The sequence below is a fragment of the Luteimonas sp. MC1825 genome, from assembly GCF_014764385.1.
Lineage (GTDB): Bacteria > Pseudomonadota > Gammaproteobacteria > Xanthomonadales > Xanthomonadaceae > Luteimonas.
In genome coordinates this window covers 1202007-1224610 of sequence record NZ_CP061714.1, presented here as the reverse complement: position 1 = coordinate 1224610, position 22604 = coordinate 1202007, and the positions used below count along the sequence as shown (strand labels likewise).

Annotated in this window: 24 protein-coding genes and 1 tRNA gene; 8 read left to right on the top strand and 17 right to left on the bottom strand. The window is 68.0% G+C overall.

Features of this window, described 5'->3' with window-relative positions; genetic code table 11:
• Positions 1-10 precede the first annotated feature (10 nt).
• The gene (locus tag IDM46_RS05670) at positions 11-850 is read left to right on the top strand and encodes an SIS domain-containing protein (RefSeq protein ID WP_182821606.1); all 840 of its coding nucleotides are present in this window, start codon (positions 11-13) and stop codon (positions 848-850) included.
• Positions 847-2085 (top strand): cation:dicarboxylase symporter family transporter, encoded by a 1239-nt coding sequence (locus IDM46_RS05665; RefSeq protein WP_343203852.1) that lies wholly within the window; start codon positions 847-849, stop codon positions 2083-2085. Before IDM46_RS05670 ends, IDM46_RS05665 begins: the two co-directional genes overlap by 4 nt.
• A 4-nt stretch (positions 2086-2089) precedes the next feature.
• Here IDM46_RS05665 and IDM46_RS05660 read toward each other — a convergent pair whose 3' ends face one another.
• The gene (locus IDM46_RS05660; RefSeq protein ID WP_185115076.1) at positions 2090-3718 is read right to left on the bottom strand and encodes an FMN-binding glutamate synthase family protein; all 1629 of its coding nucleotides are present in this window, start codon (positions 3716-3718) and stop codon (positions 2090-2092) included.
• Between the two features lie 121 nt (positions 3719-3839).
• On the opposite strand from IDM46_RS05660, the gene IDM46_RS05655 reads away from it, so the two are divergent.
• Positions 3840-4019: a hypothetical protein gene (locus IDM46_RS05655; protein WP_182823963.1), complete on the top strand. Its 180-nt coding sequence runs from the start codon at positions 3840-3842 to the stop codon at positions 4017-4019.
• Positions 4020-4027: 8 nt separating this feature from the next.
• On the opposite strand, the gene IDM46_RS05650 is transcribed toward IDM46_RS05655, so the two are convergent.
• From IDM46_RS05650 to IDM46_RS05625, 6 genes are all read right to left on the bottom strand, one after another.
• Positions 4028-4114, bottom strand: a tRNA-Leu gene (locus IDM46_RS05650).
• A 102-nt stretch (positions 4115-4216) separates the two neighbouring features.
• On the bottom strand, positions 4217-5365 hold the full coding sequence (locus IDM46_RS05645; protein ID WP_185115075.1) for an MraY family glycosyltransferase: 1149 nt from the start codon (positions 5363-5365) through the stop codon (positions 4217-4219).
• A 300-nt stretch (positions 5366-5665) separates the two neighbouring features.
• A complete protein-coding gene (gene galE, locus IDM46_RS05640) occupies positions 5666-6676 on the bottom strand; it encodes a UDP-glucose 4-epimerase GalE (RefSeq protein ID WP_185115074.1) in 1011 nt (336 codons plus the stop codon).
• Entirely contained in the window at positions 6673-7683 is a 1011-nt protein-coding gene (locus IDM46_RS05635) for an NAD-dependent epimerase (protein ID WP_185115073.1), read from the bottom strand. The genes galE and IDM46_RS05635 overlap by 4 nt, the downstream gene beginning before the upstream one ends.
• A gap of 76 nt (positions 7684-7759) precedes the next feature.
• Positions 7760-9259, bottom strand: a complete 1500-nt coding sequence (locus IDM46_RS05630) for a catalase (RefSeq protein WP_185115072.1) — start codon at positions 9257-9259, stop codon at positions 7760-7762.
• A gap of 180 nt (positions 9260-9439) precedes the next feature.
• Entirely contained in the window at positions 9440-10309 is an 870-nt protein-coding gene (locus IDM46_RS05625) for a MerR family transcriptional regulator (protein ID WP_185115071.1), read from the bottom strand.
• Between the two features lie 98 nt (positions 10310-10407).
• Between IDM46_RS05625 and IDM46_RS05620 the strand changes: the two genes are divergently transcribed.
• From IDM46_RS05620 to IDM46_RS05610, 3 genes are read left to right on the top strand one after another with little or no spacing between them, the layout of a single operon-like run.
• Positions 10408-10941: a fasciclin domain-containing protein gene (locus IDM46_RS05620; protein WP_185115070.1), complete on the top strand. Its 534-nt coding sequence runs from the start codon at positions 10408-10410 to the stop codon at positions 10939-10941.
• A gap of 34 nt (positions 10942-10975) precedes the next feature.
• Positions 10976-11206 (top strand): DUF378 domain-containing protein, encoded by a 231-nt coding sequence (locus IDM46_RS05615; RefSeq protein ID WP_182821620.1) that lies wholly within the window; start codon positions 10976-10978, stop codon positions 11204-11206.
• On the top strand, positions 11206-12636 hold the full coding sequence (locus IDM46_RS05610; protein WP_185115069.1) for a deoxyribodipyrimidine photo-lyase: 1431 nt from the start codon (positions 11206-11208) through the stop codon (positions 12634-12636). The genes IDM46_RS05615 and IDM46_RS05610 overlap by 1 nt, the downstream gene beginning before the upstream one ends.
• A gap of 204 nt (positions 12637-12840) precedes the next feature.
• On the opposite strand, the gene IDM46_RS05605 is transcribed toward IDM46_RS05610, so the two are convergent.
• The gene (locus tag IDM46_RS05605; RefSeq protein ID WP_185115068.1) at positions 12841-13227 is read right to left on the bottom strand and encodes a type II toxin-antitoxin system VapC family toxin; all 387 of its coding nucleotides are present in this window, start codon (positions 13225-13227) and stop codon (positions 12841-12843) included.
• Entirely contained in the window at positions 13224-13469 is a 246-nt protein-coding gene (locus tag IDM46_RS05600) for a type II toxin-antitoxin system prevent-host-death family antitoxin (protein ID WP_185115067.1), read from the bottom strand. The genes IDM46_RS05605 and IDM46_RS05600 overlap by 4 nt, the downstream gene beginning before the upstream one ends.
• 196 nt (positions 13470-13665) lie before the next feature.
• On the opposite strand from IDM46_RS05600, the gene IDM46_RS05595 reads away from it, so the two are divergent.
• On the top strand, positions 13666-14025 hold the full coding sequence (locus tag IDM46_RS05595) for a helix-turn-helix transcriptional regulator (protein WP_185115066.1): 360 nt from the start codon (positions 13666-13668) through the stop codon (positions 14023-14025).
• Positions 14022-15314, top strand: coding sequence for a type II toxin-antitoxin system HipA family toxin (locus IDM46_RS05590; RefSeq protein ID WP_185115065.1), 1293 nt, complete (start codon positions 14022-14024; stop codon positions 15312-15314). The genes IDM46_RS05595 and IDM46_RS05590 overlap by 4 nt, the downstream gene beginning before the upstream one ends.
• Before the next feature lie 243 nt (positions 15315-15557).
• Here IDM46_RS05590 and IDM46_RS05585 read toward each other — a convergent pair whose 3' ends face one another.
• The 8 genes from IDM46_RS05585 to IDM46_RS05550 all read right to left on the bottom strand — a co-directional run bounded on the left by IDM46_RS05585 (position 15558) and on the right by IDM46_RS05550 (position 22599).
• Complete coding sequence (locus tag IDM46_RS05585; RefSeq protein ID WP_221441780.1) at positions 15558-15953, bottom strand: GxxExxY protein; 396 nt, start codon at positions 15951-15953, stop codon at positions 15558-15560.
• 344 nt (positions 15954-16297) lie between these two features.
• Positions 16298-16831, bottom strand: coding sequence for an outer membrane beta-barrel protein (locus IDM46_RS05580; RefSeq protein ID WP_185115064.1), 534 nt, complete (start codon positions 16829-16831; stop codon positions 16298-16300).
• A gap of 145 nt (positions 16832-16976) precedes the next feature.
• Positions 16977-17507, bottom strand: a complete 531-nt coding sequence (locus IDM46_RS05575) for a hypothetical protein (RefSeq protein ID WP_185115063.1) — start codon at positions 17505-17507, stop codon at positions 16977-16979.
• A gap of 307 nt (positions 17508-17814) precedes the next feature.
• Complete coding sequence (locus IDM46_RS05570) at positions 17815-19161, bottom strand: phosphomannomutase (RefSeq protein ID WP_185115062.1); 1347 nt, start codon at positions 19159-19161, stop codon at positions 17815-17817.
• Between the two features lie 336 nt (positions 19162-19497).
• A complete protein-coding gene (locus IDM46_RS13650) occupies positions 19498-19830 on the bottom strand; it encodes an excalibur calcium-binding domain-containing protein (RefSeq protein WP_185115276.1) in 333 nt (110 codons plus the stop codon).
• A 67-nt stretch (positions 19831-19897) separates the two neighbouring features.
• Entirely contained in the window at positions 19898-20392 is a 495-nt protein-coding gene (locus IDM46_RS05560) for a VanZ family protein (protein WP_185115061.1), read from the bottom strand.
• Positions 20389-21522, bottom strand: coding sequence for a glycosyltransferase family 4 protein (locus tag IDM46_RS05555; RefSeq protein ID WP_185115060.1), 1134 nt, complete (start codon positions 21520-21522; stop codon positions 20389-20391). The genes IDM46_RS05560 and IDM46_RS05555 overlap by 4 nt, the downstream gene beginning before the upstream one ends.
• A 36-nt stretch (positions 21523-21558) precedes the next feature.
• Complete coding sequence (locus tag IDM46_RS05550) at positions 21559-22599, bottom strand: EpsG family protein (protein ID WP_185115059.1); 1041 nt, start codon at positions 22597-22599, stop codon at positions 21559-21561.
• Positions 22600-22604: the final 5 nt, after the last annotated feature.

Below are 22604 nucleotides of genomic sequence, written 5' to 3'. Positions count from 1 at the left end.
GGCGGCGCACATGCCTCCCCTGCTCAAGATCCGTGGCGAACGCGACCGCATGTCGGCCATCGAGCGCCGCATTGCCGACTTCATGCTGGAGAACGCGCACCTGCTGCGCGACTACTCCTCGCAGCAGCTCGCCAATGCGCTCGGCATCAGCCAGTCGAGCGTGGTGAAGTTCAGCCAGAAGCTGGGCTTCAAGGGCTATCCGGACCTCAAGTATTCGATCGGCGAGTCGCTGGCGCGCCACGACGGCGAGGATGACGGCTCGGGCATCGACGCCGGTGCCGAGATCGTCGACCCCTGGTCGGCGCTGGCCGACACGCTGTGGCGCGCCAAGTCGCAGGCCGAGCAGGCCACGCGCGTGCTCAACCCGCATGAGCGCATCGACGCGGTGGCCGCCGCCATCCGCGCCGCAGACAAGGTGTACGCGGTCGGCCTGGGCCACGACGGCCTCAACGCGCGCGCGTTCGCGATCAAGCTGGCGATGCTGGGGCGCACCGCGATCCACCTGTTCGACCCGGCGCTGATGGGCGTGGGCACCTCGTCGGCCGCGCCCGGCGACGTGCTGCTGGTGTTCTCCGAACACGGCGAGGAGGGCACGCTCTGCCATACCGCGCGCCGGTTCCGTGCGCGCGGCGGCAAGGTGGTCACCATCACCCGCCACACCGCCAACGCGCTGCGCGCGAATGCCGAGGTCAGCCTGCTGGTGTCGGCGCACGAGCCGCGCGGGCACGTTGAACTGCTGCTGTACCAGGCGGCGCTGCAGCACCTGCTCGACCTGGTGTTCCTGCTGCTGTGCGAGGACGAGGCGCACCTGCGCCAGCTGGTCGCAAATCAGGCGATGATCGAACCATGAAACGAATGTCCACTGCCGCGCGCGTCCTGCTCGCCCTCGTCCTCGGCGCCGTCGTCGGGCTGGCCCTCGCCTTCCACGACAGCGCGCTCGCCGCCAACGTGGCCGACGCGGTGCAGCCGGTCGGCAGGCTCTGGCTCAACGCCCTGCAGATGACCGTGGTGCCGCTGGTCGCGGCGCTCGTGGTGCTGGGCGTCAACACCGCCGCCGATGCCGCGGCCTCGGGCCGCACCGCGCGCCGCGCCATGCTGGTGTTCGCCGTGCTGCTGATCGCGTCCGGCACGTTCACGGCGGTCATGGCGCCGACCCTGCTGTCGCTGGTGCCGCGCGACGCGTCGCTGGTCGAGGCATTCCGCGCCGCGATCGGCTCCGAGGCCACCCAGCCTGGCCGCGCCGCGAGCTTCGGCGAATGGATCGCCACGGTGATCCCCAACAACGCGCTGGCCGCGGCGGCGGCCAACGCCATGCTGCCGCTGGTGGTGTTCTCGCTGTTCTTCGGCTTCGCCGCCACGCGCATCCTGCCCGAGCGCCGCGCGCAGCTGCTGGCGCTGGTGCAGTCGATCGCCGACACCATGATCGTGATCGTGCGCTGGGTGCTTTGGGCGGCGCCGGTGGGCGTGTTCGCGCTGGTGCTGGCGGTGTGCGCGCGCGTCGGTGCGGGTGTGCTGGGCGCGCTTGGCTGGTACGTGCTGCTGTTGTGCACGCTGTACATCATGGTCACCGTGCTGCTGTACCTGGTGGCGGCGCTGGTGGCGCGCGAGCCGGTGCGCCGCTTCGCGGCGGGCATCGCGCCGGCGCAGGCGATCGCCGCCAGCACGCAGTCATCGCTGGCGTCGCTGCCGGCGATGGTCGACTGCGCGCGCGAGCGCCTCGGCTATCCGCTGCACGTCACCTCGCTGGTGCTGCCGATGGCGGTGTCGCTGTTCCGCATCACCAGCCCCGTGCAGTACATCGGCGTGGTGAGCTTCATCGCCTGGATGTACGGCATCGAGCTGGGCGGCGTGCAGGTGGGCACCGCGATCGTGCTGTCGGCGCTGATCAGCATGGGCTCGGTGGGCCTGCCCGGGCAGGTGAGCTTCATGACCAACAACCTGCCGGTCACGCAGGCCATGGGCCTGCCGGTGGAACCGCTGGCGCTGCTGCTGGCGGTCGACAACATCCCCGACGTGTTCTCCACCGTGGGCAACGTCACCGGCGACCTCACCGCCACGAGCATCGTGGCGCGCCAGGACGGGTAGCGCGTCAGCCGGCCTTCGAGGCGCGCATCTCCATCACCCTGCGCGGCGCGGCGAAGGTATCGATGCGCGACACCTGCCAGAACGCCTGGAACACCGCGTGGTCGGGCACCTCGCCGGACAGCAGCTGGCCGGGCTTGAGGTAGTTGTAGATGCCCGCCAGCGAACGCACGTTGATCTTCGAGGTGCGGCGCAGGATGTGCTCCGGACCGAGCTCGGCGGGACCGTTGAGGCCCGCCGCACACAGCAGGTCGCGTAGCGCCTTGAGCGTGTTCTGCTGGTAGTTGGCGACGCGCGCCGCCTTGTTCTCCACGTCCAGGCGCGTCCACCGCGACGGATCCTGGGTGGCGATGCCTGTCGGGCACTTGTCGTTGTGGCAGCTGCGCGCCTGGATGCAGCCCAGCGAGAACATGAAGGCGCGGCCCGCGTTGCACCAGTCCGCGCCGATCGCCAGCGTGCGCGCGATCTCGAATGCACTGGTGATCTTGCCTGCCGCGGCCACCTTCACCCGGTCGCGGAGGTCCAGGCCCACCAGCGTGTTGTGCACCAGCATCAGCGCCTCGTTCATGGGCACGCCGATGTGGTTGATGAACTCCACCGGCGACGCGCCCGTGCCGCCCTCGGCGCCATCCACCACGATGAAATCCGGCAGGATCCCGGTCTCGTGCATCGCCTTGGCGACACCGAACCACTCCCACGGGTGGCCGATCGCGAGTTTGAATCCGACCGGCTTTCCGCCCGACAGCGCCCGCAGCCTGGCCACGAATTCCAGGAGCCCCGCCGGCGTGGTGAACGCCGAATGCTGCGACGGCGAAATGCAGTCCACGCCCACCGGCACCCCGCGCGCGATCGAGATCTCCTGCGTCACCTTGGCGGCCGGCAGCATGCCGCCGTGGCCCGGCTTGGCACCCTGCGACAGCTTGATCTCGATCATCTTGACCTGCGGATCGGCGGCGTTGGCCGCGAAGCGCCCGGCATCGAACGCACCGTTGTCGTCGCGGCAGCCGAAGTAGCCCGAGCCGATCTCCCACACCAGGTCGCCGCCGAACTCACGGTGGTACGACGAGATCGAACCCTCGCCGGTATCGTGGTAGAAGCCGCCGCGCTTCGCGCCCAGGTTGAGCGCGCGGATCGCGTTCGCCGACAGCGAGCCGAAGCTCATCGCCGAGATGTTGAACACGCTGGTGTCGTACGGCGCCGTCGTCGTTTCGCCCACGCGTACCCGGAAATCGTGGCTCTGCAGGTGCGTGGGCACCAGCGAATGGTTGATCCACTCGTAGTCGCCGCCGTACACGTCGTGCACGGTGCCGAACGGCACCGTGTCCTGCTCGTGCTTGGCCCGCTGGTAGATCAGCGCCCGCTGCTCGCGCGAGAACGGCACTTCCTCGGTGTCGCGCTCGATCAGGTACTGGCGGATCTCCGGCCCGATGCCCTCCAGCGCGTAGCGGAAGTGCGCCAGCACCGGGTAGCAGCGCCGCAGCGTGCTGGTGCGCTGCAGCACGTCTGCGGTGCCGACCACCGCCGCCATGCCAAACACCACGAACGCCGCCCACCACCCGGGCGCCCACGCCAGCGCGGCGACGAGCGACAGCACGGCCAGGATGATGCTGGCGACGTAGGCGAAATAGCGGTGCATTGCGGGACAGGATGACACGCCGGAGCGGCGCGGCCGCATGATCCCACAGACGCGGCAAGTCACGCCGCCACAACGCACGAAGCGCTACACCATGGGCTCCGCATCCATCCGGTGAACCACCGTGACACGCGACCGCAAAGACCTGCCAAACGACTCGTGCAAGCCCGAACCGCCGGAGCAGCCGCAGCAGCGCCGCGAGCGCAAGCAGCATGAAAGCGAGAACCAGGACGAAGCCCTGGAAGAAACCTTCCCGGCCAGCGATCCGGTCTCGCCGTTCGTGCCGGCGAAAACGCGCGACTGATGCCTGCGTGGTGCCCGGGGCGGGGATCGAACCCGCATGGCCTTGCGGCCGAGCGATTTTAAGTCGCTTGCGTATACCAGTTTCGCCACCCGGGCAGTTCAGGCATGGGTGCGCGGCGCGCGGCCCCAGCATGCAATACGCAGCAAGCGTCGGTGACCGGCCTTGCGTGGCGTTCGAGTGGCGCCGGGCACCCGGGTTCAGGCGCCGTCGGTCTCGACGGTATCCACGCCAGGCCGCGATTGCGGCCGCTGCGGCGCCGTGCCGAACACGGGTAATCGGCGCAGCACGGCGAAGAACGCCAGTGCGCGCAGCCGGTCGGCGCTCACCCAGTACCAGCCGACGCACAGCAGCAGGAACGTCGCCAGGATCACCGGGTGCGGCACGTCGAAACGCATCGCCTGACCCGCGGCCAGGCCACAGGCCACGCTGAAGGCCGCAAGCAGCAGCGCCGCCTGGGTCGGCCCGAAGCCGCCGTCCTGCATGAAGTGATGAATGTGGTCGCGCCCCGCCGAGAACGGCGAACGGCCTTCGCGCGAACGGCGCACGGTCAGCACCAGGCAGTCCATCACCGGCACCGGGATCAGCCACAGCGCCAGCACCGGGTTCACCGGATGGCTGGCGTTCTGCGTCAGGCGGAACACCACCCACGCCACCACCAGGCCCAGGAAGGCGCTGCCGGCGTTGCCCATGAACGCCTTGGCGCGCGGCTGCCAGGGGAAACGCATGTTGTAGACCAGGAACGCGGCGACCGCACCGGAGATGGTCAGGCCCAGGCGCGACAGCGAGGTGTTGCCCGCGTAGAGCGCCGCCGCCGCCAGCATCACCAGGCACGCCGCCACCAGCAGGCCGGCCAGCCCGTCGGCGCCGTCGATCATGTTGATGGCGTTGATGATGCCGATGGTGGCGAACACCGTGAACGGCACCGACAGCCAACCCAGCGCCAGGTCGTCCATGCCGAACACCGCGCCCAGCTGCTCCACGCGCACGCCGGCGCCATAGATCATGATCAGCGACGCGATCACCTGCGCGAGGATGCGCCAGTACCAGCGCAGGTCGTTGCGGTCGTCGTACAGGCCCACGCCGACCAGCAGCACCGAGGCGCTGACGAACGAGACCAGCGATGCCATCGCGTAGTTGTGCCGCGCGCTGACCAGCACGACGACAAAGGCCACCGCCATCGCCAGGCCGCCGGTGATGGCGGTGGGATGCGCGTGGTCCTTGCGCCCCTTGGGGAAGTCGAGCAGGTTCAGGCGGCGCGCGTAGGGATGCATCGCCTTCATCAGCAGCCACGTCAACGCGGCGGCGGCGAGGCCCTGCAGCACTCCGGTTTCGATCAAGGATTCCATGCCCGACTGCGCTCTCCGATGCGCCACACGCTTCCAGTTGCGGAATGCAAAAGCAATTTCCGCGCCAATAAATCCGCGGGGCATTTTACCCGAAGGCCGGCCAGCGAAGCGTGGCCGCATCGACACGTCGTGCAAATCCCCGGAAAGCACCGCAAGCCGTTCATTTACATGATGGTGCAGTGCACATAACGCGGCCATGACGGCCGCGGAGTTGAGGCGCGCCAGGGCACATCGCGGTGCCGATTATGCGATGCGCGTCACATTCCCGGTAGTGCCGGCAGCGTCCCCGTGGCCTGCAACTCAGCCCGCCACGTAGCCCGCGGGATTCGCCGACTGCCAGCGCCAGGCGTCCTCGCACATGCGCCGCACGTCGAGCCGGGCCCGCCAGCCGAGCAGCTCGGCCGCGCGCGAGGGGTCGGCCCAGCACATCGCCACGTCACCGGCGCGGCGCGCCACGACCCGGTACGGCACTTTGCGACCCGAGGCTTCCTCGAACGCGCGCACCAGCTCCAGCACGCTCACGCCCTGCCCCGTGCCCAGGTTCACCGCCTGGCAGCCGAAGCCCGGGCGCAGCGTCTCCACCGCGCGCACATGCGCCTCGGCGAGGTCCATCACGTGGATGTAGTCGCGCACACCGGTGCCGTCGGGCGTCGGATAGTCGCCGCCGAACACGCTCAGGCAGTCGCGCGCGCCCACCGCCACCTGGCTGATGTAGGGCATCAGGTTGTTGGGGATGCCGCCGGGGTCTTCGCCGATGCGCCCGCTGGGGTGCGCGCCGACCGGATTGAAGTAGCGCAACAGCAGCGCGTTGAAGCCGGGCCGCGCCGCGCACAGGTCGCCGATCAGGTCCTCGACCACCAGCTTGGTGCGGCCATAGGGGTTGGTGACGCGCAGCGGCGCGTCCTCCCGGATCGGCACGCTGTCCGGGTCGCCGTAAACGGTGGCCGACGAGCTGAAGACCAGGTTGGCCACGCCCGCGGCCTCCATCGCCTGCAGCAGGGTCACGCTGCCGCCGATGTTGTTCTCGAAATACGCCAGCGGCTGCTCGCAGCTTTCGCCCACCGCCTTGAACGCGGCGAAGTGGATCACCGCGTCCACGCCCTGCAGCGCGCCCGCGAGCTTCGCCGCGTCGCGGATGTCGCCCTCCACCAGCGCCACCGGGCGCTCGGCCAGTTCGGCGATGCGCTGCACCGCGACCGGCGAGCTGTTGCTGAAGTTGTCGTAGATCACCGCATCGTGGCCGCGGGCGGCCAGCGCCACGCAGGTGTGGCTGCCGATGTAGCCGGCGCCGCCGCAGACCAGGATCTTCATGCGCCGTGGTACTCGCGGTACCAGCGCACGAAGTTCGCCACGCCCTCCTCCACGCCCACCTGCGGCCGGTAGCCCACGTCGGCCACCAGCGCGGAAACGTCGGCCTCGGTATCGGGCACGTCGCCGGCCTGCAGCGGCAGCAGCTCCATCACCGCCTTCCTGCCCAGGCACTGCTCGAGCACCTCGATGTAGCGCAGCAGTTCCACCGGCTCCTCGTTGCCGATGTTGTAGATGCGGTACGGCGCAACACCGCTCGTGCCCGGATCCGGCGCCTCGCCTGACCATGCCGGGTCGGCGGTGGGCACGCGGTCCAGCGCGCGCACCACGCCTTCCACGATGTCGTCGACGTAGGTGAAGCTGCGGCGGTGGTGGCCGTTGTTGAAGACCTTGATCGGCTCGCCGGCGAGGATCGCGCGGGTGAACAGGAACAGCGCCATGTCCGGCCGGCCCCAGGGCCCGTACACGGTGAAGAACCGCAGCCCGGTGGTGGCGGTGCCGTAGAGGTGCGCATACGAGTGCGCCATCATCTCGTTGGCCTTCTTGGTGGCCGCGTACAGGGTCAGCGGGTGCTCGGTGCCCTGGTGCTCGTTGAACGGCATGGCGCGGTTGGCGCCGTACACCGAACTGGTGGACGCGTACACCAGGTGCTCCACGCCATGGTGGCGGCAGCCCTCCAGCACGTGCAAAAAGCCGGTGACGTTGCTGGCCACGTACACATGCGGGTTTTCCGCGGCGTAACGCACGCCGGCCTGCGCGGCCAGGTTCACCACGCGCTGCGGCTTGTGCTTCGCAAACACGTCTTCCACCGCCGCGCGGTCGGCGAGGTCCGCGTGCACGTGGGTGTAGCCCGGGTGATCCATGAAGCGCGCCAGGCGCGCCTTCTTCAGGTTGACGTCGTAGTAGTCGTTGAGGCTGTCGAAGCCGATGACCTCGTCGCCGCGCGCAAGGAGCTTGAGGGCGACATGGCTGCCGATGAAGCCGGCAGTGCCGGTGACGAGGACTTTCATGCAAGGGGGCTCCGGTGGGAAGGGCAATGATAACCCCGCCCACCGGGCCGCCCCGGCATGCCGCCGCGCGCGCGCCCTAGCTTTCGCTCATGCCGGCCGCAGGTTCCGGCGCGCTGCCGCTGCGCACCTTCTCCTCGATGCGCCGGCCAACGTCGGCATCGACCGATTTCCAGTAGTCGAACGCGCGCTCCAGCACCGGGCTGCGCACGCCGCCGAGGAGCGCACCGGCCACCGTTTCCACCAGCCCATCGCGGTCTGCGTCGCTGAACACCTCGCGCACGAGGATCCCCGGCTGGGTGAAGTCGTCATCGTCGGCGCGCAGGGTGTAGGCGCTGCGCAGCATGGTGCCGTCGGCCTCCCAGCCGTTGTCGACCGCACCGGTCTCGTCCGACCACGGGCGACCGCCGCTGTTGGTCGCGTATACCGGCGCACTGCCACTGTGGTGGTAGGCCATTTGCCCGTCGAACATGTAGGTGTTCACCGGCACCTTGGGCTGGTTGACCGGCAGCTGGTGGAAGTTGGTGCCGATGCGGTTGCGCTGCGCATCGTTGTAGGCGAACGCCCGGCCCAGCAGCATCTTGTCCGGCGACAGCCCGATGCCGGGCACCGTGTTGCCCGGCGAGAACGCCGCCTGCTCGATCTGCGCGAAGAAGTTCTCCGGGTTGCGGTTGAGCGTCATGGTGCCGACCTCGATCAGCGGGTAGTCCGCGTGCGGCCACACCTTGGTCAGGTCGAAGGGGTTGATGCGGTAGGCCTTGGCATCCGCATACGGCATCACCTGCACCGACATCACCCATTGCGGATGCTCGCCGCGGGCGATGGCGTCGAACAGGTCGCGGCGGTGGAAGTCGGCGTCGGCGCCGGCCATGTCCTTGGCTTCGCCGTTGCTGAAGAAGCCCATGCCCTGGCGGGTGTGGAAGTGGTACTTGACCCAGGACTTCTCGCCGGCGGCATTCACCCACATGTAGGTGTGCGAGCCGTAGCCGTTCATGTGCCGCCAGGTGCGCGGCAGGCCACGCGGGCCCATCAGGTAGGTCACCTGGTGCGCGGATTCGGGGTTGTTGGTCCAGAAGTCCCACTGCATGTGGTTGTCGCGCAGCCCGGAATCGGCCAGGCGCTTCTGGCTGCGGATGAAGTGCGGGAACTTCATCGGGTCGCGCACGAAGAACACCGGCGTGTTGTTGCCCACCAGGTCGTAGTTGCCCTCGCTGGTGTAGAACTTCAGCGAAAACCCGCGCACGTCGCGCCAGGTATCGGGGCTGCCCATCTCGCCGGCGACGGTGGAGAAGCGCGCGAGCATTTCGGTCTTCGCGCCCCGCTGGAACAGCGCGGCCTTCGTATAGCGCGACACGTCCTGTGTGGTTTCGAACGTGCCGAACGCGCCCGCGCCCTTGGCGTGCGGCTGGCGCTCCGGCACCTTCTCGCGGTTGAAGTGCGCCATCTGCTCGAGGAAGTGCACGTCGTGCAGCACGATCGGGCCATCCGGCCCGATGCTCAGCGAGTTGCGGTCGCTCACGGCGGGCGCGCCGGCGCCGGTGGTCGAGGGCGGGTGCGGCTTGTCGGCTGGAGTGCTCATCTGGCTGGTCCTCTGGTCAGGGAATGGCTGCAGACGGCGCAGCACGGGTCCACCCGATCATCCACCCTTCATCGACCTGAATGCCAATGAATTGGACTGGCAGATGCGATAGCCCGTACCTATAAGGCTGCGCCGTCAGCGGCAGCAGACCTCATGACACCCGGCTGGCTTCGCAAGGGTTCACGCCGCGTGGCGCGCCAGCTCCGTCGCATCGCTCACCGCGCGCACCCGCGCGATGCCAAGCGCCTCGGCGAGGTAGCGTGCATTCGCGCCACCCACACACACCGCCACGCCTTGCGGCAGCACCTCGTGCAGCAGCTGCAGATCCTGCAGCGCGCTGCGTGCCTGCGCGGGATCGACCGAGCTGATCGCGACCGCCGCCGCGCCCAGCCGCTCGGCCACGCGCGCCAGTTCACGCGCCGGCAGCTCGGTGCCGAGATACAGCACGGGCGCGCCGGCCTCGTAGGCATGCAGCGCCGCGCCGATCAATCCCAGCTCGTGGCGCTCGCCGGGCAGCGTGGCAAACAGCACGCGCGGCCGCGACCCGCGGGCCTGCTGGTTGAGCACCGACAGCAGGCGCGCGCGCAGCAGGCTGCTCACCAGGCGCTCCTGCGCAATGGCGAGGCGCCCGTCGGCCCAGCGCACGCCCACCTCGCGCAGCAGCGGCGTGACCACGCGCGCCATCAGCACCGGCAGCGGCAGCGTGGTGATCGCCACCGCCAGGTCGCGGTCGAACACGTCCACCTGGTACTCGGCAATCGCATCCAGCATGCGTTCGGGCAGCGCTTCCACGCCGCCGTACGCGGTGTGCCGTCCTTCTTCCAGCAGCCGGTCGAGCGCGTCGTCGGCCAGCGCGGCCAGGTCGCGGATCGGATGGCCGCGATCGGTCAGGCGATGCAGGCGCGCCAGGCGCTCCACCATCGCGCTGTCATAGAGCCGCCGGCCCTTGTCGTCGCGGTGCGGCACCACGGCCGCGTGGCGGCGCTCCCAGGCACGCAGGGTTTCGGGGGTGAGCCCGCTGAGTTCGGCGGCGGCCTTGACGGGGAACATGCCATGCAATGTACAACACATGTACATGACTGTCTTGTACAAACGATTAACGGCCTGGCGCGGAGACTTGCGCCACCACCCCAACCCCGGAACCTCCGATGACCCGCATCAACCGCAACCCGCTCCGCGCCCTGACCATGGCCCTTGCCCTTGGCCTGGCCGCCCCGCTGGCCTTCGCCGGCTCCGCCGGCACCGCCACCGCCAAGCCCGCAAAGGCGCAGTCGGACATCGTCGACACCGCCGTGGCCGCCGGCCAGTTCAAGACCCTGGCCGCGGCCCTGACCGCGGCGGATCTCGTTGACACGCTCAAGGGCAAGGGCCCGTTCACCGTGTTCGCGCCCACCGATGCGGCCTTTGCCGCGCTGCCGGCCGGCACCGTCGACGACCTGCTGAAGCCCGAGAACAAGGCCAAGCTGGTCGCCATCCTGACCTACCACGTGGTCCCGGGCCGCTACCCGGCCGCCCGCGTCACGGGCATGGACAGCGCGGCGACCGTCAACGGCGCCTCGGTCGACATCAGCGCCGCCAACGGCGGCGTGACGGTCGATGGCGCCAAGGTGGTGAAGGCCGACGTCAACGCCACCAACGGCGTCATCCACGTGATCGACAAGGTCCTGATCCCCGGTACCTGAGCCATCCCCTGCCCCCGTTAGACTGGAGACACCCATGAAAGTCCTCAACATCGTGACCCTCGCGCTGGTGATCATCGGCGGCATCAACTGGGGCCTGGTCGGTGCCGCCCAGTTCGACCTGGTGGCCACCATCTTCGGCGGCCAGGACGCCATGCTGGCGCGGCTGGTCTATGTGCTGGTCGGCCTGTCCGCGCTGTGGCAGATCCTGCCGCTGATGCAGGCCAGCGTGGCCACCGACGACGGCCGGGCCGAGCTGCGCCGCTGATGTCGCGCCCCGCAGCGCTGGTCTGGTTCCGCAACGACCTGCGCCTGCGGGACAACCCGGCCCTGCAGGCCGCGCTCAACGCCGGCCTCACACCGGTACCGGTCTACGTCCACGCGCCACAGGAAGAAGGCGCGTGGGCGCCCGGCGCCGCATCGGATGCCTGGCGGCACCGCGCGCTTGCCGCGCTCGATGCCGACCTGCGCCAACGCGGATCCCGCCTGCATGTGTTTCGCGGCGATTCCCTCCCCTCGCTGCGTGCCGCGGCCGCCTCCTCCGGGGCGTCCGCGGTGTTCTGGAACCGCCGCCACGAACCCGCGATCGACGCGCGCGACACCCACGTCCGCCGCGAACTGCGTCGCGACGGCCTGCGCGCCGATGCGTACAACGGCAGCCTGCTGTTCGAACCCTGGCAGGTCGAAACGCGCACCGGCGATCCCTACCGCGTGTTCACCCCCTACTGGAAGGCCGCACTCGCGCAGTGGAATCCGCCGCGCCTGCTCGACGCGCCCTACCGGCTCCCATCATTCGACGATGCCCTTCCCGGCGAAGTCACGCTCGACTCCCTCGGCCTGCAGCCATCGCCCCGCTGGGACGCCGGCTTCTGGAATACCTGGACCCCCGGCGAACATGGCGCCGATGCCGCCGTGCGCGCATTCGCCGCCGAGGGCCTGCATGACTATCGCGACGGCCGCGACCGCCCCGACCGATCGCTCACCTCGCGCATGTCGCCACACCTGCACTTCGGCGAAATCGCCCCCTGGCGGATCGTCGACGCGCTTGCCAATGCCGGCCACGAAGACGAACGCGCCGCCTACGTGCGCGAGCTCGGCTGGCGCGAGTTCGCCCACCACGTGCTGCACCACTTCCCGCACACCCCCGACACCGACTTCAACCCGCGCTTCGCCGACTTCGCCTGGGCGGAACCCACGCCCGACCTGCTGCACGCCTGGCAGCGCGGCCAGACCGGCGTGCCGATCATCGATGCCGGCCTGCGCGAGCTCTGGGCCACCGGCTGGATGCACAACCGCGTGCGCATGATCGTCGCCAGTTTCCTCACCAAGAACCTGCGCATGCACTGGCGCCACGGCGCGCGCTGGTTCTGGGACACGCTGGTCGATGCCGACCTCGCCAACAACACGCTCGGCTGGCAGTGGGTCGCCGGCACCGGCGTGGATGCCGCGCCCTACTTCCGCGTGTTCAATCCGGTGCTGCAGGCGCAGAAGTTCGACCCCAAGGGCGAATACATCGCGCGTTGGGTGCCGGAGCTGCGCGGCTTTCCGGCGAAGGCGCGGCATGCGCCGTGGGAGATGGCGGGCATCCGCACCGGGCACTATCCGCGGCGTCCGATCGTGGACCTGGCAGACAGCCGGCGCGATGCGCTCGAGGCGTTCACGCAGCTGAAACAGGGCGCAAGGCGTGGCGTGGGATGAGCCAAGAGCTGGTCTCTCGCGAAGGCGCGAAGTCGCGAAGAAGAGCGATTTGATGGGGGCGGCGCCAGCAACTCCGCAATTGCCTTTCTTAGCGCCTTCGCGCCTTCGCGAGACCCTGCTTTTTGATCCGTCTCGCGAAGGCGCGAAGGCGCAAAGGAGAGCTGGTCAGAGGTTGTTTACGGCGCGGGTCGAGCTCCGCCACGTTCACACCTTCCGCACCGGCCCCGGGTACGCGGCCACCAGCGGATCACTCGTCAACAAGGTGATGCCCTCCACCTGCGCCTGGGCCACCAGCAGCCGGTCGAACGGATCGCGGTGCAGGGGCGGCAACGCCGCCACGGCGACCACGTGGTCACCTGCAATGGGCAACTCCAGGTAGCCGTTTTCGATCAGGCCGCGGCGCAGCACGCTGGCGTCCACCTTGAAGTCCTCGCGCCCAAGTCCGGATTTGATCGCCACTTCCCACAGACTGGCGGCGCTGAACACCAGCTCATGCTCCGGCGATTCCATCAGTTTCCGTGCCTGCGCAGGGAGGCGATCCGGCGCGCCTGCGGCCCACAGCAGCAGATGCGTATCCAGCACGAACTTCATGCCCTGCCACCGAACATCGCGTCGATTTCATCGGCGCCCATCCGGTCGAACTCTTCCGGCACCTGTATTTCGCCGACGAGAAAGCCGAGGCGACGGATTCGCGATGCGTCAGGCGCATCCAGGCGCACCAGCTTGACCAACGGCTTCCCCGCCTTGGCGATCACCATGGACTCCCCGGCCAATGCCCGCTCGATCAGGCGGGACAGCTGGGTCTTGGCTTCATGGATATTCACGATGGCCATGCGCATCTCTGATTAGCTAAGTTTGCTTAGTCTAGTCCGGTCGGGAAGTGGCGTCACGTGCAGAAACACTGCGAGCCTTTCCTTTCCACCACGCGCGCAGATCTTCGATCTACCGCGCCCTGAGACTTTGACAGGGAGTATCGATAGGGACATTATTTGACCCACAAAGCGTAATTTAGCAATTTAGGGGTCATATATGGACTCTTACACAGACCGTCATGCTACGATTCAAGCCTCCCTCCTCGCCCTCGGCGAGCGTCTGGCCCAGCTGCGCCTCGCCCGCAACCTGACTCAGGCCGCGCTGGCCCGCGAGGCCGGCACGTCCGCCAGCAGCATCAAGCGCCTGGAAGCCGGCGCCAACGCCTCGCTCGACACCCTGCTGCGCGTGCTGCAGGTCCTGGGGCTGGATGGCCGCCTGCTCGACAGCCTGCCCGCCCCCGGCGTGCGCCCCGTGGAGCGCGCCAGGCTCGGCGGCCGCGAGCGCCGCCGCGCCAGCACGCCTGCGGAAACACCCAAGGCCACCGACTGGGCCTGGGGCGAGGACGACAGTCCGTGACCGACGCCACCGTCCGCCTCTGGGGCCGCGACATCGGCGCGGTGAGCTGGCTGGAAGACCGCGACCGCGCGGTGTTCCAGTACATGCCGGACTTCGCCGACAGCGGCATCCGCGTCGCCCCGATCATGATGCCGCCAGGCCGCGAACCCTTCGAATTCCCCGGCCTCCCGCGCGAGGCGTTCAAGGGCCTGCCGGGCATGCTCGCCGACGCCCTGCCCGACCGCTTCGGCAACGCGCTCATCGACGCGTGGCTCGCCGCGCAAGGCCGCGCGCCCGGCAGCTTCAACCCGGTCGAGCGCCTTTGCTACATCGGCAGCCGCGGCATGGGCGCGCTGGAATTCCATCCCAGCCTGTCGGGCCTGCCGCGGCAGTCACGCGCCGTCGAGATCGATGCCCTCACCCGGCTCGCCAACGACGTGCTCAACCAGCGCGGCCAGCTTGCCGGCGCGCTGATGGGCGATGACGACCGCGGCGACCTCGAGGACATCCTGCGCGTGGGCACCTCCGCCGGTGGCGCGCGCGCCAAGGCCGTGCTGGCCTGGAACGAACAGACCGGCGAGTTCCGCTCCGGCCAGGTCAAGGCCGGCGAAGGCTTCAGCGCCTGGCTGATCAAGTTCGACGGCATCAGCGACAACCGCGACAAGGAGCTCGCCGACCCGCAAGGTTTCGGCCTGGTGGAATACGCCTTCCACCTGCTGGCGGTCGCCGCCGGCATCGACATGAGCGCCTGCCGCATCCACCGCGAAGGCGGCCGCGCGCATTTCATGACCCGCCGCTTCGACCGCACATCCAGCGGCGGCAAGCTGCACATGCAGTCACTGGCCGCGCTGCGCCATTTCGATTTCAACGCCGCCGGCGCGCATTCCTACGAGCAGGCCGTGGAAACCATCCGCCTGCTCGGCCTGCCTGCGCTGGACATCGAGCAGCAGTTCCGCCGCGCCGTGTTCAACGTGCTGATCCGCAACCAGGACGACCACGTCAAGAACATCGCCTTCCTGATGAACCGCAAGGGCGAGTGGCGCCTGTCGCCCGCGTTCGATGTCAGCTACGCGTACAACCCGCAGGGCAGCTGGACGCACCAGCACCAGATGAGCCTCAACGGCAAGCGCGACCATTTTGAGGCGGAGGACTTCGTGCGGTTCGGGGCGTTCTGCGGCATCAAGCCGACGAAGGCGCGCGAGCTGGTGGCGGAGATCCGAACGCAGGTGGAAGGTTGGATGGGGTTTGCCGAGCGGGCGGGCGTGCCGGAGCGCAGGGCGGTGGAGATCGGGCGGGCCATGCGGGCGTAACGCGTGGCGTGGAGAGAAGCGAAAAACGGGTCTCTCGCGAAGGCGCGAAGGCGCGAAGAAAGGCGTCTCGGATGTTGTTCACGGCCCCCGCGCCCCACGCCCTGATCGCCACCCGCCACACCACACCACCGCCCAATCAACCCCCGCCATCGCTCCCTTCGCGCCTTAGCGCCTTCGCGAGACCCCCTGCTTTTCAAAAAAACCCGGTCTCTCGCGAAGGCGCTAAGGCGCGAAGAAGGGCGGTCAGAGGTTGTTTACGGTGCGGGTGATGCCTTGGCGCATGAGGGGCTCGGCGAAGTTGAGGAGGTAGCCGAGTTTGAGATTGGTCAGGCGGAGGTAGGTCAGGAGTTGCTTGCGGTGGGCGTTGTGGAGGTGTTCGACGCTTTTCAGTTCCAGCAGCACGCAGCCGTCCACGATCATGTCGGCGCGAAAGCCCTCCTCGAAATGCAGATCGCGCCAGTTGATCGAAACCGGAACCTGCCGACGCACCGCAAATCCCCGCCTCCCCAACTCCGCCCCCATCACCACCTCATACACCGACTCCAACAACCCCGGCCCCATCTCGCGATGCACCGCCACCGCCACATCCACCACGGCCCGCCCCACCCGCTCCTCCACCCTCCCCATATCAAACCCCATATCCCGCTCCCTTCGCGCCTTCGCGCCTTCGCGAGACCCTGCCCTTCCCGACACCACCCGCCAACCCGACCACCCCCAAAAACCCGTCAGCAATCCCCCAACCTCAACTCAAGAAATTACCTCCGGGGAATCAATTGCCGAGAGCGGGTTCTCGCGAAGGCGCGAAGGCGCGAAGAAAAGCAGGTCAGGGGTTGGTCCATCGGGGGTGCCGGTACCGCCACGCCCGCCCCCACCCAAACCAAACCCAAAAAGCCCTCCTTCGCGCCTTCGCGCCTTCGCGAGAACAAAAAAAGCCGCCAGCATCCCTGCCGACGGCCCTTGATCACGCGTACCGCACTACCGGGTCAGAAGTCGAAGCGCACCTGCACCTGTGCCAGGTCGGTATCCACGTCGTCCAGCTCGAAGCGGCTGTACTCGCCGCGCAGCGCGACGTTGTCGGTGAACCGGTACTGCAGGCCCAGGCCATAGGTCGGGTCGGTGCCGTCGTCACTTGCGCGGCCCACGCCCGGCGCGCGGACCTCGGCATCCCAGCTGTGGAAGCCGGCCTTGGCGTAACCCGAGAACTTGTCGGTGAAGGGCAGCGTGCCCACTGCAACGAGGGACACGGTGTCGGATTCCACCTTGCCCACGCCGCCCCTGAGGTCAGCCTCGCCGAAATCCGTGTAGCCCAGTTCCACGCCGAAGTACGGGTTGACCTGGTAGCCGCCGAATACCTGGAACGCGGTGTCTTCGTCGTCGGCGAAGTACTCGTCGACCATGGACTGGCCGACACCGGCGCCGGCGTAGAAGCCGACGGGCTCCGCGGCCTGGGCGCCGAAGGACAGCGCGCCGAGTGCGGCGGCGAGGACGGTACCGGCAAGAAGGTTGGTCTTGTTCATGGGTGGAGCTCCTGTGTTCTGTGGGGTCACGCCCCGGAACATGGAGTCCACATTCGTGGAACGAAGTCACGAAATTACCACGTATCGTTCCACCAGCAGGCTTTATTTTGGCGCGATGCGCTGCTCGAGTCTTCGCATCGGCTTTTTAGCCCTCGCCCTTGGGCGCCGTCGTCCGCAGGCTGCCAAGCATCGCCCGGAAGCTCGGCGGGATGCCTTCCAGCGCCTCGCGGTGCGGCAAGTGCTGCGTCACCCGGTAGCGACCGCCGTCGATGCGCGCCACCAGCATCGTCATGCTGACCCCGTCGCCCACCGCGCGCATGGAGAGCTCCACTTCCGCGCGCGCCTCCGGCGGGAAATACGCCTGCACGCCAGCCTCCTCGGCTTGGCCGACGCTGGACAGGGCGAGCTGCATGTTTTCGCGCAGCGTGGCGAGGTCCAGCGCATCGTCGATGCGCTCGATGCGCATGAAGAACCCGTCGTCCACGCGCGCATACGCCAGGTCGCAGCACGGCTCCTCGGGCGTCATCTCGAGCTGCGGCAGCACATAGATGGCGTAGCCCTGCGGGCTCTTGAACAGGCGCGCCTCGCGGGCCTCGCGCTGGCCTTCGACGGTGACGTCGAGCTGGCGCGTCGGCGCCAGGGAGTCGATCGGGGTGTACGCGACCTCGGATTCCACGCGGACGTCGTGCCCTCCATGCACGCTTCCCGGACGTGCTTCGCGCAGCGGCTCGCCCGCCGGCGTCTCCACCTGATCCTCTGGTCCAGCAGCCGGCAACTGCCCAGCCGGAGCCTCCTGCCGCCCGCATGCAGCCAGCATCGCCAGCATCACGATCGCTGCCATCGATTTCCTTGGATTCATCACGCACTCGCATCGGGGGAGACGCCAGACGTTAGCGCCACCCGCATCGCAACCGCGTGGATACCCTGACCGCCCCCCAAGTCGCTCCCCTTCGCGCCTTCGCGCCTTCGCGAGAACCCCTGCTCTACCCCCCCAACAACCCCCTGATCTCCCCCACCTTCTCAAGCAGCAACCCCTCATCCCCCCGCGTCTCGATGTTCAACCTGATCAACGGCTCCGTATTCGAGCTGCGCAGATTGAAACGCCAATCCCCGAAATCCGCCGACAACCCATCCGTGTAATCCAGCTCCGGCTCCAACGCACTGAAATGCCCCAGCACCGCCGCGATCGACGCCGCCGCATCCGCCACCGTGAAGTTGATCTCGCCGCTGCACGGGAACTTCGCCATCCGGTCTTCCACCAGTTCCGCCAGCGACAGCCCGCTGGTCGACACCAGGGACGCGATCAGCAGCCACGGGATCATCCCGGAGTCGGCGTACGCGAACTCGCGGAAATAATGGTGCGCGCTCATCTCGCCGCCGTAGAGCGCGTCCTCGGCGCGCATCTTCTCCTTGATGAAAGCGTGGCCGCTCTTGCACAGCACCGGCGTGCCGCCGGCCTCGCGCACCATCTCCACCGTGTTCCACAGCAGCCGCGGGTCATGCACCACCTTGCCGCCCGGGCTGCGCGCCAGCAGCGCCTTGGCCAGCAGCCCGACCAGGTAATAGCCCTCGATGAAGCGACCGGTGTGGTCGAAGAAGAAGCAGCGGTCGAAGTCGCCGTCCCAGGCGATGCCGAAGTCGGCGCCATGCGCTTTCACCGCGTCGGCGGTGGCGGCGCGCGCGTCGGGCAGCAGCGGGTTGGGGATGCCGTTTGGAAAGTTGCCATCCGGCTCGTGCTGCACGCGCACGAACTCGAACGGCAGGTGCGGCGCCAGCAGGTCGATGACCGTGCCGGCGCCGCCGTTGCCCGGGTTGCTGACGATCTTCAGCGGCTTCAGCTCCACGCCGGCGACGTAAGTCAGCAAGTGCGCGATGTACGGCGACTTGTCGGTCATCGCGCGGCTGCCGCCGGCGCCCTGCCCCGGGGTGAAGTCGTCGGACAGCGATCGGTCGCGGATGGTGAACAGGCCGGTGTCGGCGCTGATCGGCCGCGCGTTCTCGCGCACCAGCTTCAGGCCGTTGTAGTCCATGGGATTGTGGCTGGCGGTCACCATCACGCCACCGGCCGCACCCAGGTGATCGGTCTGGAAATAGACCTCCTCGGTGCCACAGAGGCCGATATCGATCACATCGCGGCCAGCTCCGCGCAGCCCCTGCGCCAGGGACGCCTGCAGCGCAGGGCTGCTCAGGCGGATGTCGTGCCCCACCACGACCGCACCAGGGCCAAGCAGCTCCGAAGTGGCCGCGCCGATGCGCATGGCCAATGCCTCATCCAGCTCATCAGGCACGCGCCCACGGATGTCATACGCCTTGAATGCTTTCGATGACACGGGTGTGCTCCAGCGGTCCAGGGCCCCGAATCATACCGGTGCCCCAATCTCAAACCGCTCCCCTTCGCGTCTTCGCGCCTTCGCGCGACCCTGCCCTCACAAACCAAGCCCCGCAGCGACCCGCACGGGGCCAGTCCGTAAGGATTGGATTGATCTTCATGGCCGAGGACTCCAACCAGTCGGTCGACATGGGCGGCTCGAATCGGTTCTCGCGAAGGCGCAAAGGCGCGAAGGAAAACCGATGACAACGTTTTTCACCCTCGCTTCTTCGCGTCTTCGCGTCTTCGCGAGAGCCACCGCCCCTCAGGCCAACAGCGACTCCCACGTAAAGCCCTCCTATCTCCCCCGATACGGCTCGCACCCGACCCCATCATTGTCGCGATCCAGGTGTGCCCCATAGCCAGGATCACCGCGCCGCACCGGCGCAGCTCCGGCCGCGCGGGCCGCGTCGCAGTTTGCGAAGGGTCTTGTTCCCGCGGCAGCACCAGCGGGCGCCGCGTTGGCGGGCACAAATCGCTGCGCCGCAGGCGGTGCAGGCGCGGCACTACGCGCCGGGCCACGATGGCAGTGGTATTCGCCGGTGCTGCGGTTGGTGTGGCAGCCCTCGCTGTTGAGGCCGCCGCTATGCGCGGCAACCGGCCCGGCGGCCAGCAGCAGCGTGCAAAGCATCATCTGTTTCAACACAGGCCTTCCCTCCCCCAAGGTTCGCCAGCATGTGAGCTGCGTATGCGGCGGGTCAGTCCTTCCCCGCTTCGTCACGCGCCGTATCGCGGTAGATCCGCGCGGCCACCATGCAGCACAGGTGGGCAAGCAATACTCCTGCCAATCCCCCAACAACATTCAACACCGCATCCTCAAGCTTCGGCTCCCGCCCGTCCGTCAACCATTGCGACAACTCCGCGGCCACGCCGAAGGCAGCGACCAGCAGCACACCCCACCCGTTGCGCACGTCCTTGCGCGCCAGCCAGACCAGCAGGCCCAGCCAGGCGAAGGCGAAGAGGTGGATCCACTCCGGCGGGTCCAGCGGCGTGGCGCGTGTCAGGCCGTACAGGCGATGCACGCGGTCCATGCCGAACCAGTCGCCCAGCATCGCGGTGGGGAGGAACAACATCGCCGACACCGCCAGGGCGGACACGACCAGCAACACCGCCACCACCGGATGGCTGCCGCGGGCCAGCAACATCGTTACGCCCAGCGCGAGGATCGCCAGCAATACGTCGGCGCCGGTCATGGCGCGGGCAGCAATTCGCGATACACGGCCATGGTGCGTTCGATGACGATCTTCTCGTCGAATTCCGCAAGCGCCTTGGCGCGAGCGGCCTTGCCAAGGCGTGCGGCCAGCTCGGGGTCGTCGTGCAGCCGCGCAATGGCCGCGGCCAGCGCAACGGCATCGCGCACCGGCACCAGCAGACCGTCAACGCCGTCGCTCACTACTTCGCGGCAGCCCGGCACGTCGGTGGTCACCAGCGGCAGCGCGCAGGCGGCGGCCTCGATCAATCCTTTCGGCAGGCCTTCGCGATAGCTGGGCAGCACCACAACGTCGACGGACGCGAACAGCCCGGCCATGTCATCGACGTGACCCAGCCACTGCAGCACACCCTCTTTCGCCCATCCGCGCACGGTGGCTTCCGGCACCGCGGCGGGATTTCCAGGATCGGGGTCGCCGGCAAGCAGGAACTCGATCGCCCTGCCCTCGCCGCGCAGCCGTCGCGCGGCCTCGACGAACTCCGCCAGACCCTTGTCCCTCAGCAGGCGCGCGGCCAGCAGTACGTGCAGCGGACGCGTGGAATCGCGCTGGCCTTCGCGCGCCACAAAGCGCGAGCAGTCCACGCCGGAGCCGGGAATCAGGCGGACATGCTCGTGATTCACCAGCCCCGCGGCTGCAAACAGCGCCACGTCATCCGGGTTCTGCAGCACCAACCGCGCGTTGTCGCCATCCAACGCGGTACGCAGCAACGCGCGAACCAGCGGGCGCAACATGCGGGCCTTGGTGTCGTTGCTGGTGAACACATAGCCCATGCCGGCCACGGCGTTGACCCGCGCCGGCACGCCGGCCAGACGCGCGGCAAGCGATCCATACACGGCGCACTTGATGGTGAAGCCATGTACCAGCGCCGGGCCTTCCCTGCGGAACAGCGACACCAGCCATGCCAGCAGCCGCGCTTCGCGCAGCGGGTTGAGGCTGCGACGGTCCATCGGCACCGGTTCCCAGCGCAGTCCGAGCGCGCGCAGCTTCTCGCCGTACGGGCCGGGTGGCGAGATCAGCAGCAGTTCGTAGCCATGCGCCTGCAACGCCAGCGCCAGCGAACGGCGGAAGTTGTAGAGGTACCAGTCGGTATTGGCGAACAGAACGATTTTCAAGCGCAATCCAATGCCCCGGCGTGGGCTGCCCGGGCGCTACCCGAGTGGCATGAAGTTGTAGGGCACCCAGTACTTTGCGTGAGTGGCAAAGTTCAGCCAGACGATCTGCACGACCGTGAAATAGCCGACCAGACCCAGCACTATCACAGTGCGCCCTTGTGGAGTTTTGGCAAGCCGCGACATTCGGCACGCGACGAACATCTGGACCGGTATCAGGTATAGACCCATGCGGTCTACTGCGGTGGACGAAACAAACACGAGCGGTACGCACGCGATCGCAAGCAGCGATATCCAAATCCACAGGCGGCGCTCAACCGGGTCCGGGGCCAGCCTCTTTCGCAGCAACAGGAACGCCGCTGCGGGAACCGCGTTCATGAGCACGCGGATGGCACCACCCTGCGATTGCATGTCGTAATCAACATAAACCGCCCACAGCCGCTCGCTCTGGTCCTCGAGGAAAGCCCAGTACATCACGCCGAAGGCGACCAGCACCCAAGCCATGGTCCAGTACCTGTTCCTGCTCCCAGCCACCGCTGCAATCGGCAGGAGAAGCACGGCGGTCTTGTGGAAGGTCGCAGCCAGGCACACCCACAGCACGAACATGCGCACGCGGCCATCGCCCAGTGCTGCGAGTCCAAGCAGCGCCAGTCCAAGCGCTGCGGACTGCCGCGTATACCCCATGCCCACCACAATCAGCATGTACGGCACGGCGGCGAGCAATCCCAACCAAGGCATGGGCTGGCGCCTCACGAACGTTACTGTTCCAATCATGAGCAACAACGCACAGAACGTATTGAGCCAGTAGATGTCCCCGCCCATTTGCGCCATGAGCCAGCCGGGTACGTAATAGCCGGGGTCGCCGAAGTTGGCGGCCTCTGAGAACGCCGCATGACTGAGGTGCTGGAAGTGCAGTTCGTATGTGAACCAGTCTCCACCCACCTCGTGGCGCATCCCCATCAGGACCACGAAGAATCCAGCAACTGCAAACCAGGCAACCCAGGCCTGTCGTTCCGGCAAGCGGCCGGGCACGAGGACCCCGAATGCGGCGACCAGGAACATCATCCAGAATGGGAACATGGGCG

What these genes read in the sequence shown, in the direction of transcription:
- IDM46_RS05630 (WP_185115072.1), bottom strand. Translation starts at nt 9,259, where the DNA reads ATGAGCACTCCAGCCGACAAGCCGCACCCGCCCTCGACCACCGGCGCC.
- IDM46_RS05605 (WP_185115068.1), bottom strand. Translation starts at nt 13,227, where the DNA reads ATGAAGTTCGTGCTGGATACGCATCTGCTGCTGTGGGCCGCAGGCGCG.
- IDM46_RS05620 (WP_185115070.1), top strand. Translation starts at nt 10,408, where the DNA reads ATGACCCGCATCAACCGCAACCCGCTCCGCGCCCTGACCATGGCCCTT.
- IDM46_RS13650 (WP_185115276.1), bottom strand. Translation starts at nt 19,830, where the DNA reads ATGCTTTGCACGCTGCTGCTGGCCGCCGGGCCGGTTGCCGCGCATAGC.
- IDM46_RS05615 (WP_182821620.1), top strand. Translation starts at nt 10,976, where the DNA reads ATGAAAGTCCTCAACATCGTGACCCTCGCGCTGGTGATCATCGGCGGC.
- IDM46_RS05595 (WP_185115066.1), top strand. Translation starts at nt 13,666, where the DNA reads ATGGACTCTTACACAGACCGTCATGCTACGATTCAAGCCTCCCTCCTC.
- IDM46_RS05665 (WP_343203852.1), top strand. Translation starts at nt 847, where the DNA reads ATGAAACGAATGTCCACTGCCGCGCGCGTCCTGCTCGCCCTCGTCCTC.
- IDM46_RS05635 (WP_185115073.1), bottom strand. Translation starts at nt 7,683, where the DNA reads ATGAAAGTCCTCGTCACCGGCACTGCCGGCTTCATCGGCAGCCATGTC.
- IDM46_RS05585 (WP_221441780.1), bottom strand. Translation starts at nt 15,953, where the DNA reads ATGGGGTTTGATATGGGGAGGGTGGAGGAGCGGGTGGGGCGGGCCGTG.
- IDM46_RS05580 (WP_185115064.1), bottom strand. Translation starts at nt 16,831, where the DNA reads ATGAACAAGACCAACCTTCTTGCCGGTACCGTCCTCGCCGCCGCACTC.
- IDM46_RS05600 (WP_185115067.1), bottom strand. Translation starts at nt 13,469, where the DNA reads ATGGCCATCGTGAATATCCATGAAGCCAAGACCCAGCTGTCCCGCCTG.
- IDM46_RS05645 (WP_185115075.1), bottom strand. Translation starts at nt 5,365, where the DNA reads ATGGAATCCTTGATCGAAACCGGAGTGCTGCAGGGCCTCGCCGCCGCC.
- IDM46_RS05670 (WP_182821606.1), top strand. Translation starts at nt 11, where the DNA reads ATGCCTCCCCTGCTCAAGATCCGTGGCGAACGCGACCGCATGTCGGCC.
- IDM46_RS05625 (WP_185115071.1), bottom strand. Translation starts at nt 10,309, where the DNA reads ATGTTCCCCGTCAAGGCCGCCGCCGAACTCAGCGGGCTCACCCCCGAA.
- IDM46_RS05550 (WP_185115059.1), bottom strand. Translation starts at nt 22,599, where the DNA reads ATGTTCCCATTCTGGATGATGTTCCTGGTCGCCGCATTCGGGGTCCTC.
- galE (WP_185115074.1), bottom strand. Translation starts at nt 6,676, where the DNA reads ATGAAGATCCTGGTCTGCGGCGGCGCCGGCTACATCGGCAGCCACACC.
- IDM46_RS05560 (WP_185115061.1), bottom strand. Translation starts at nt 20,392, where the DNA reads ATGACCGGCGCCGACGTATTGCTGGCGATCCTCGCGCTGGGCGTAACG.
- IDM46_RS05610 (WP_185115069.1), top strand. Translation starts at nt 11,206, where the DNA reads ATGTCGCGCCCCGCAGCGCTGGTCTGGTTCCGCAACGACCTGCGCCTG.
- IDM46_RS05660 (WP_185115076.1), bottom strand. Translation starts at nt 3,718, where the DNA reads ATGCACCGCTATTTCGCCTACGTCGCCAGCATCATCCTGGCCGTGCTG.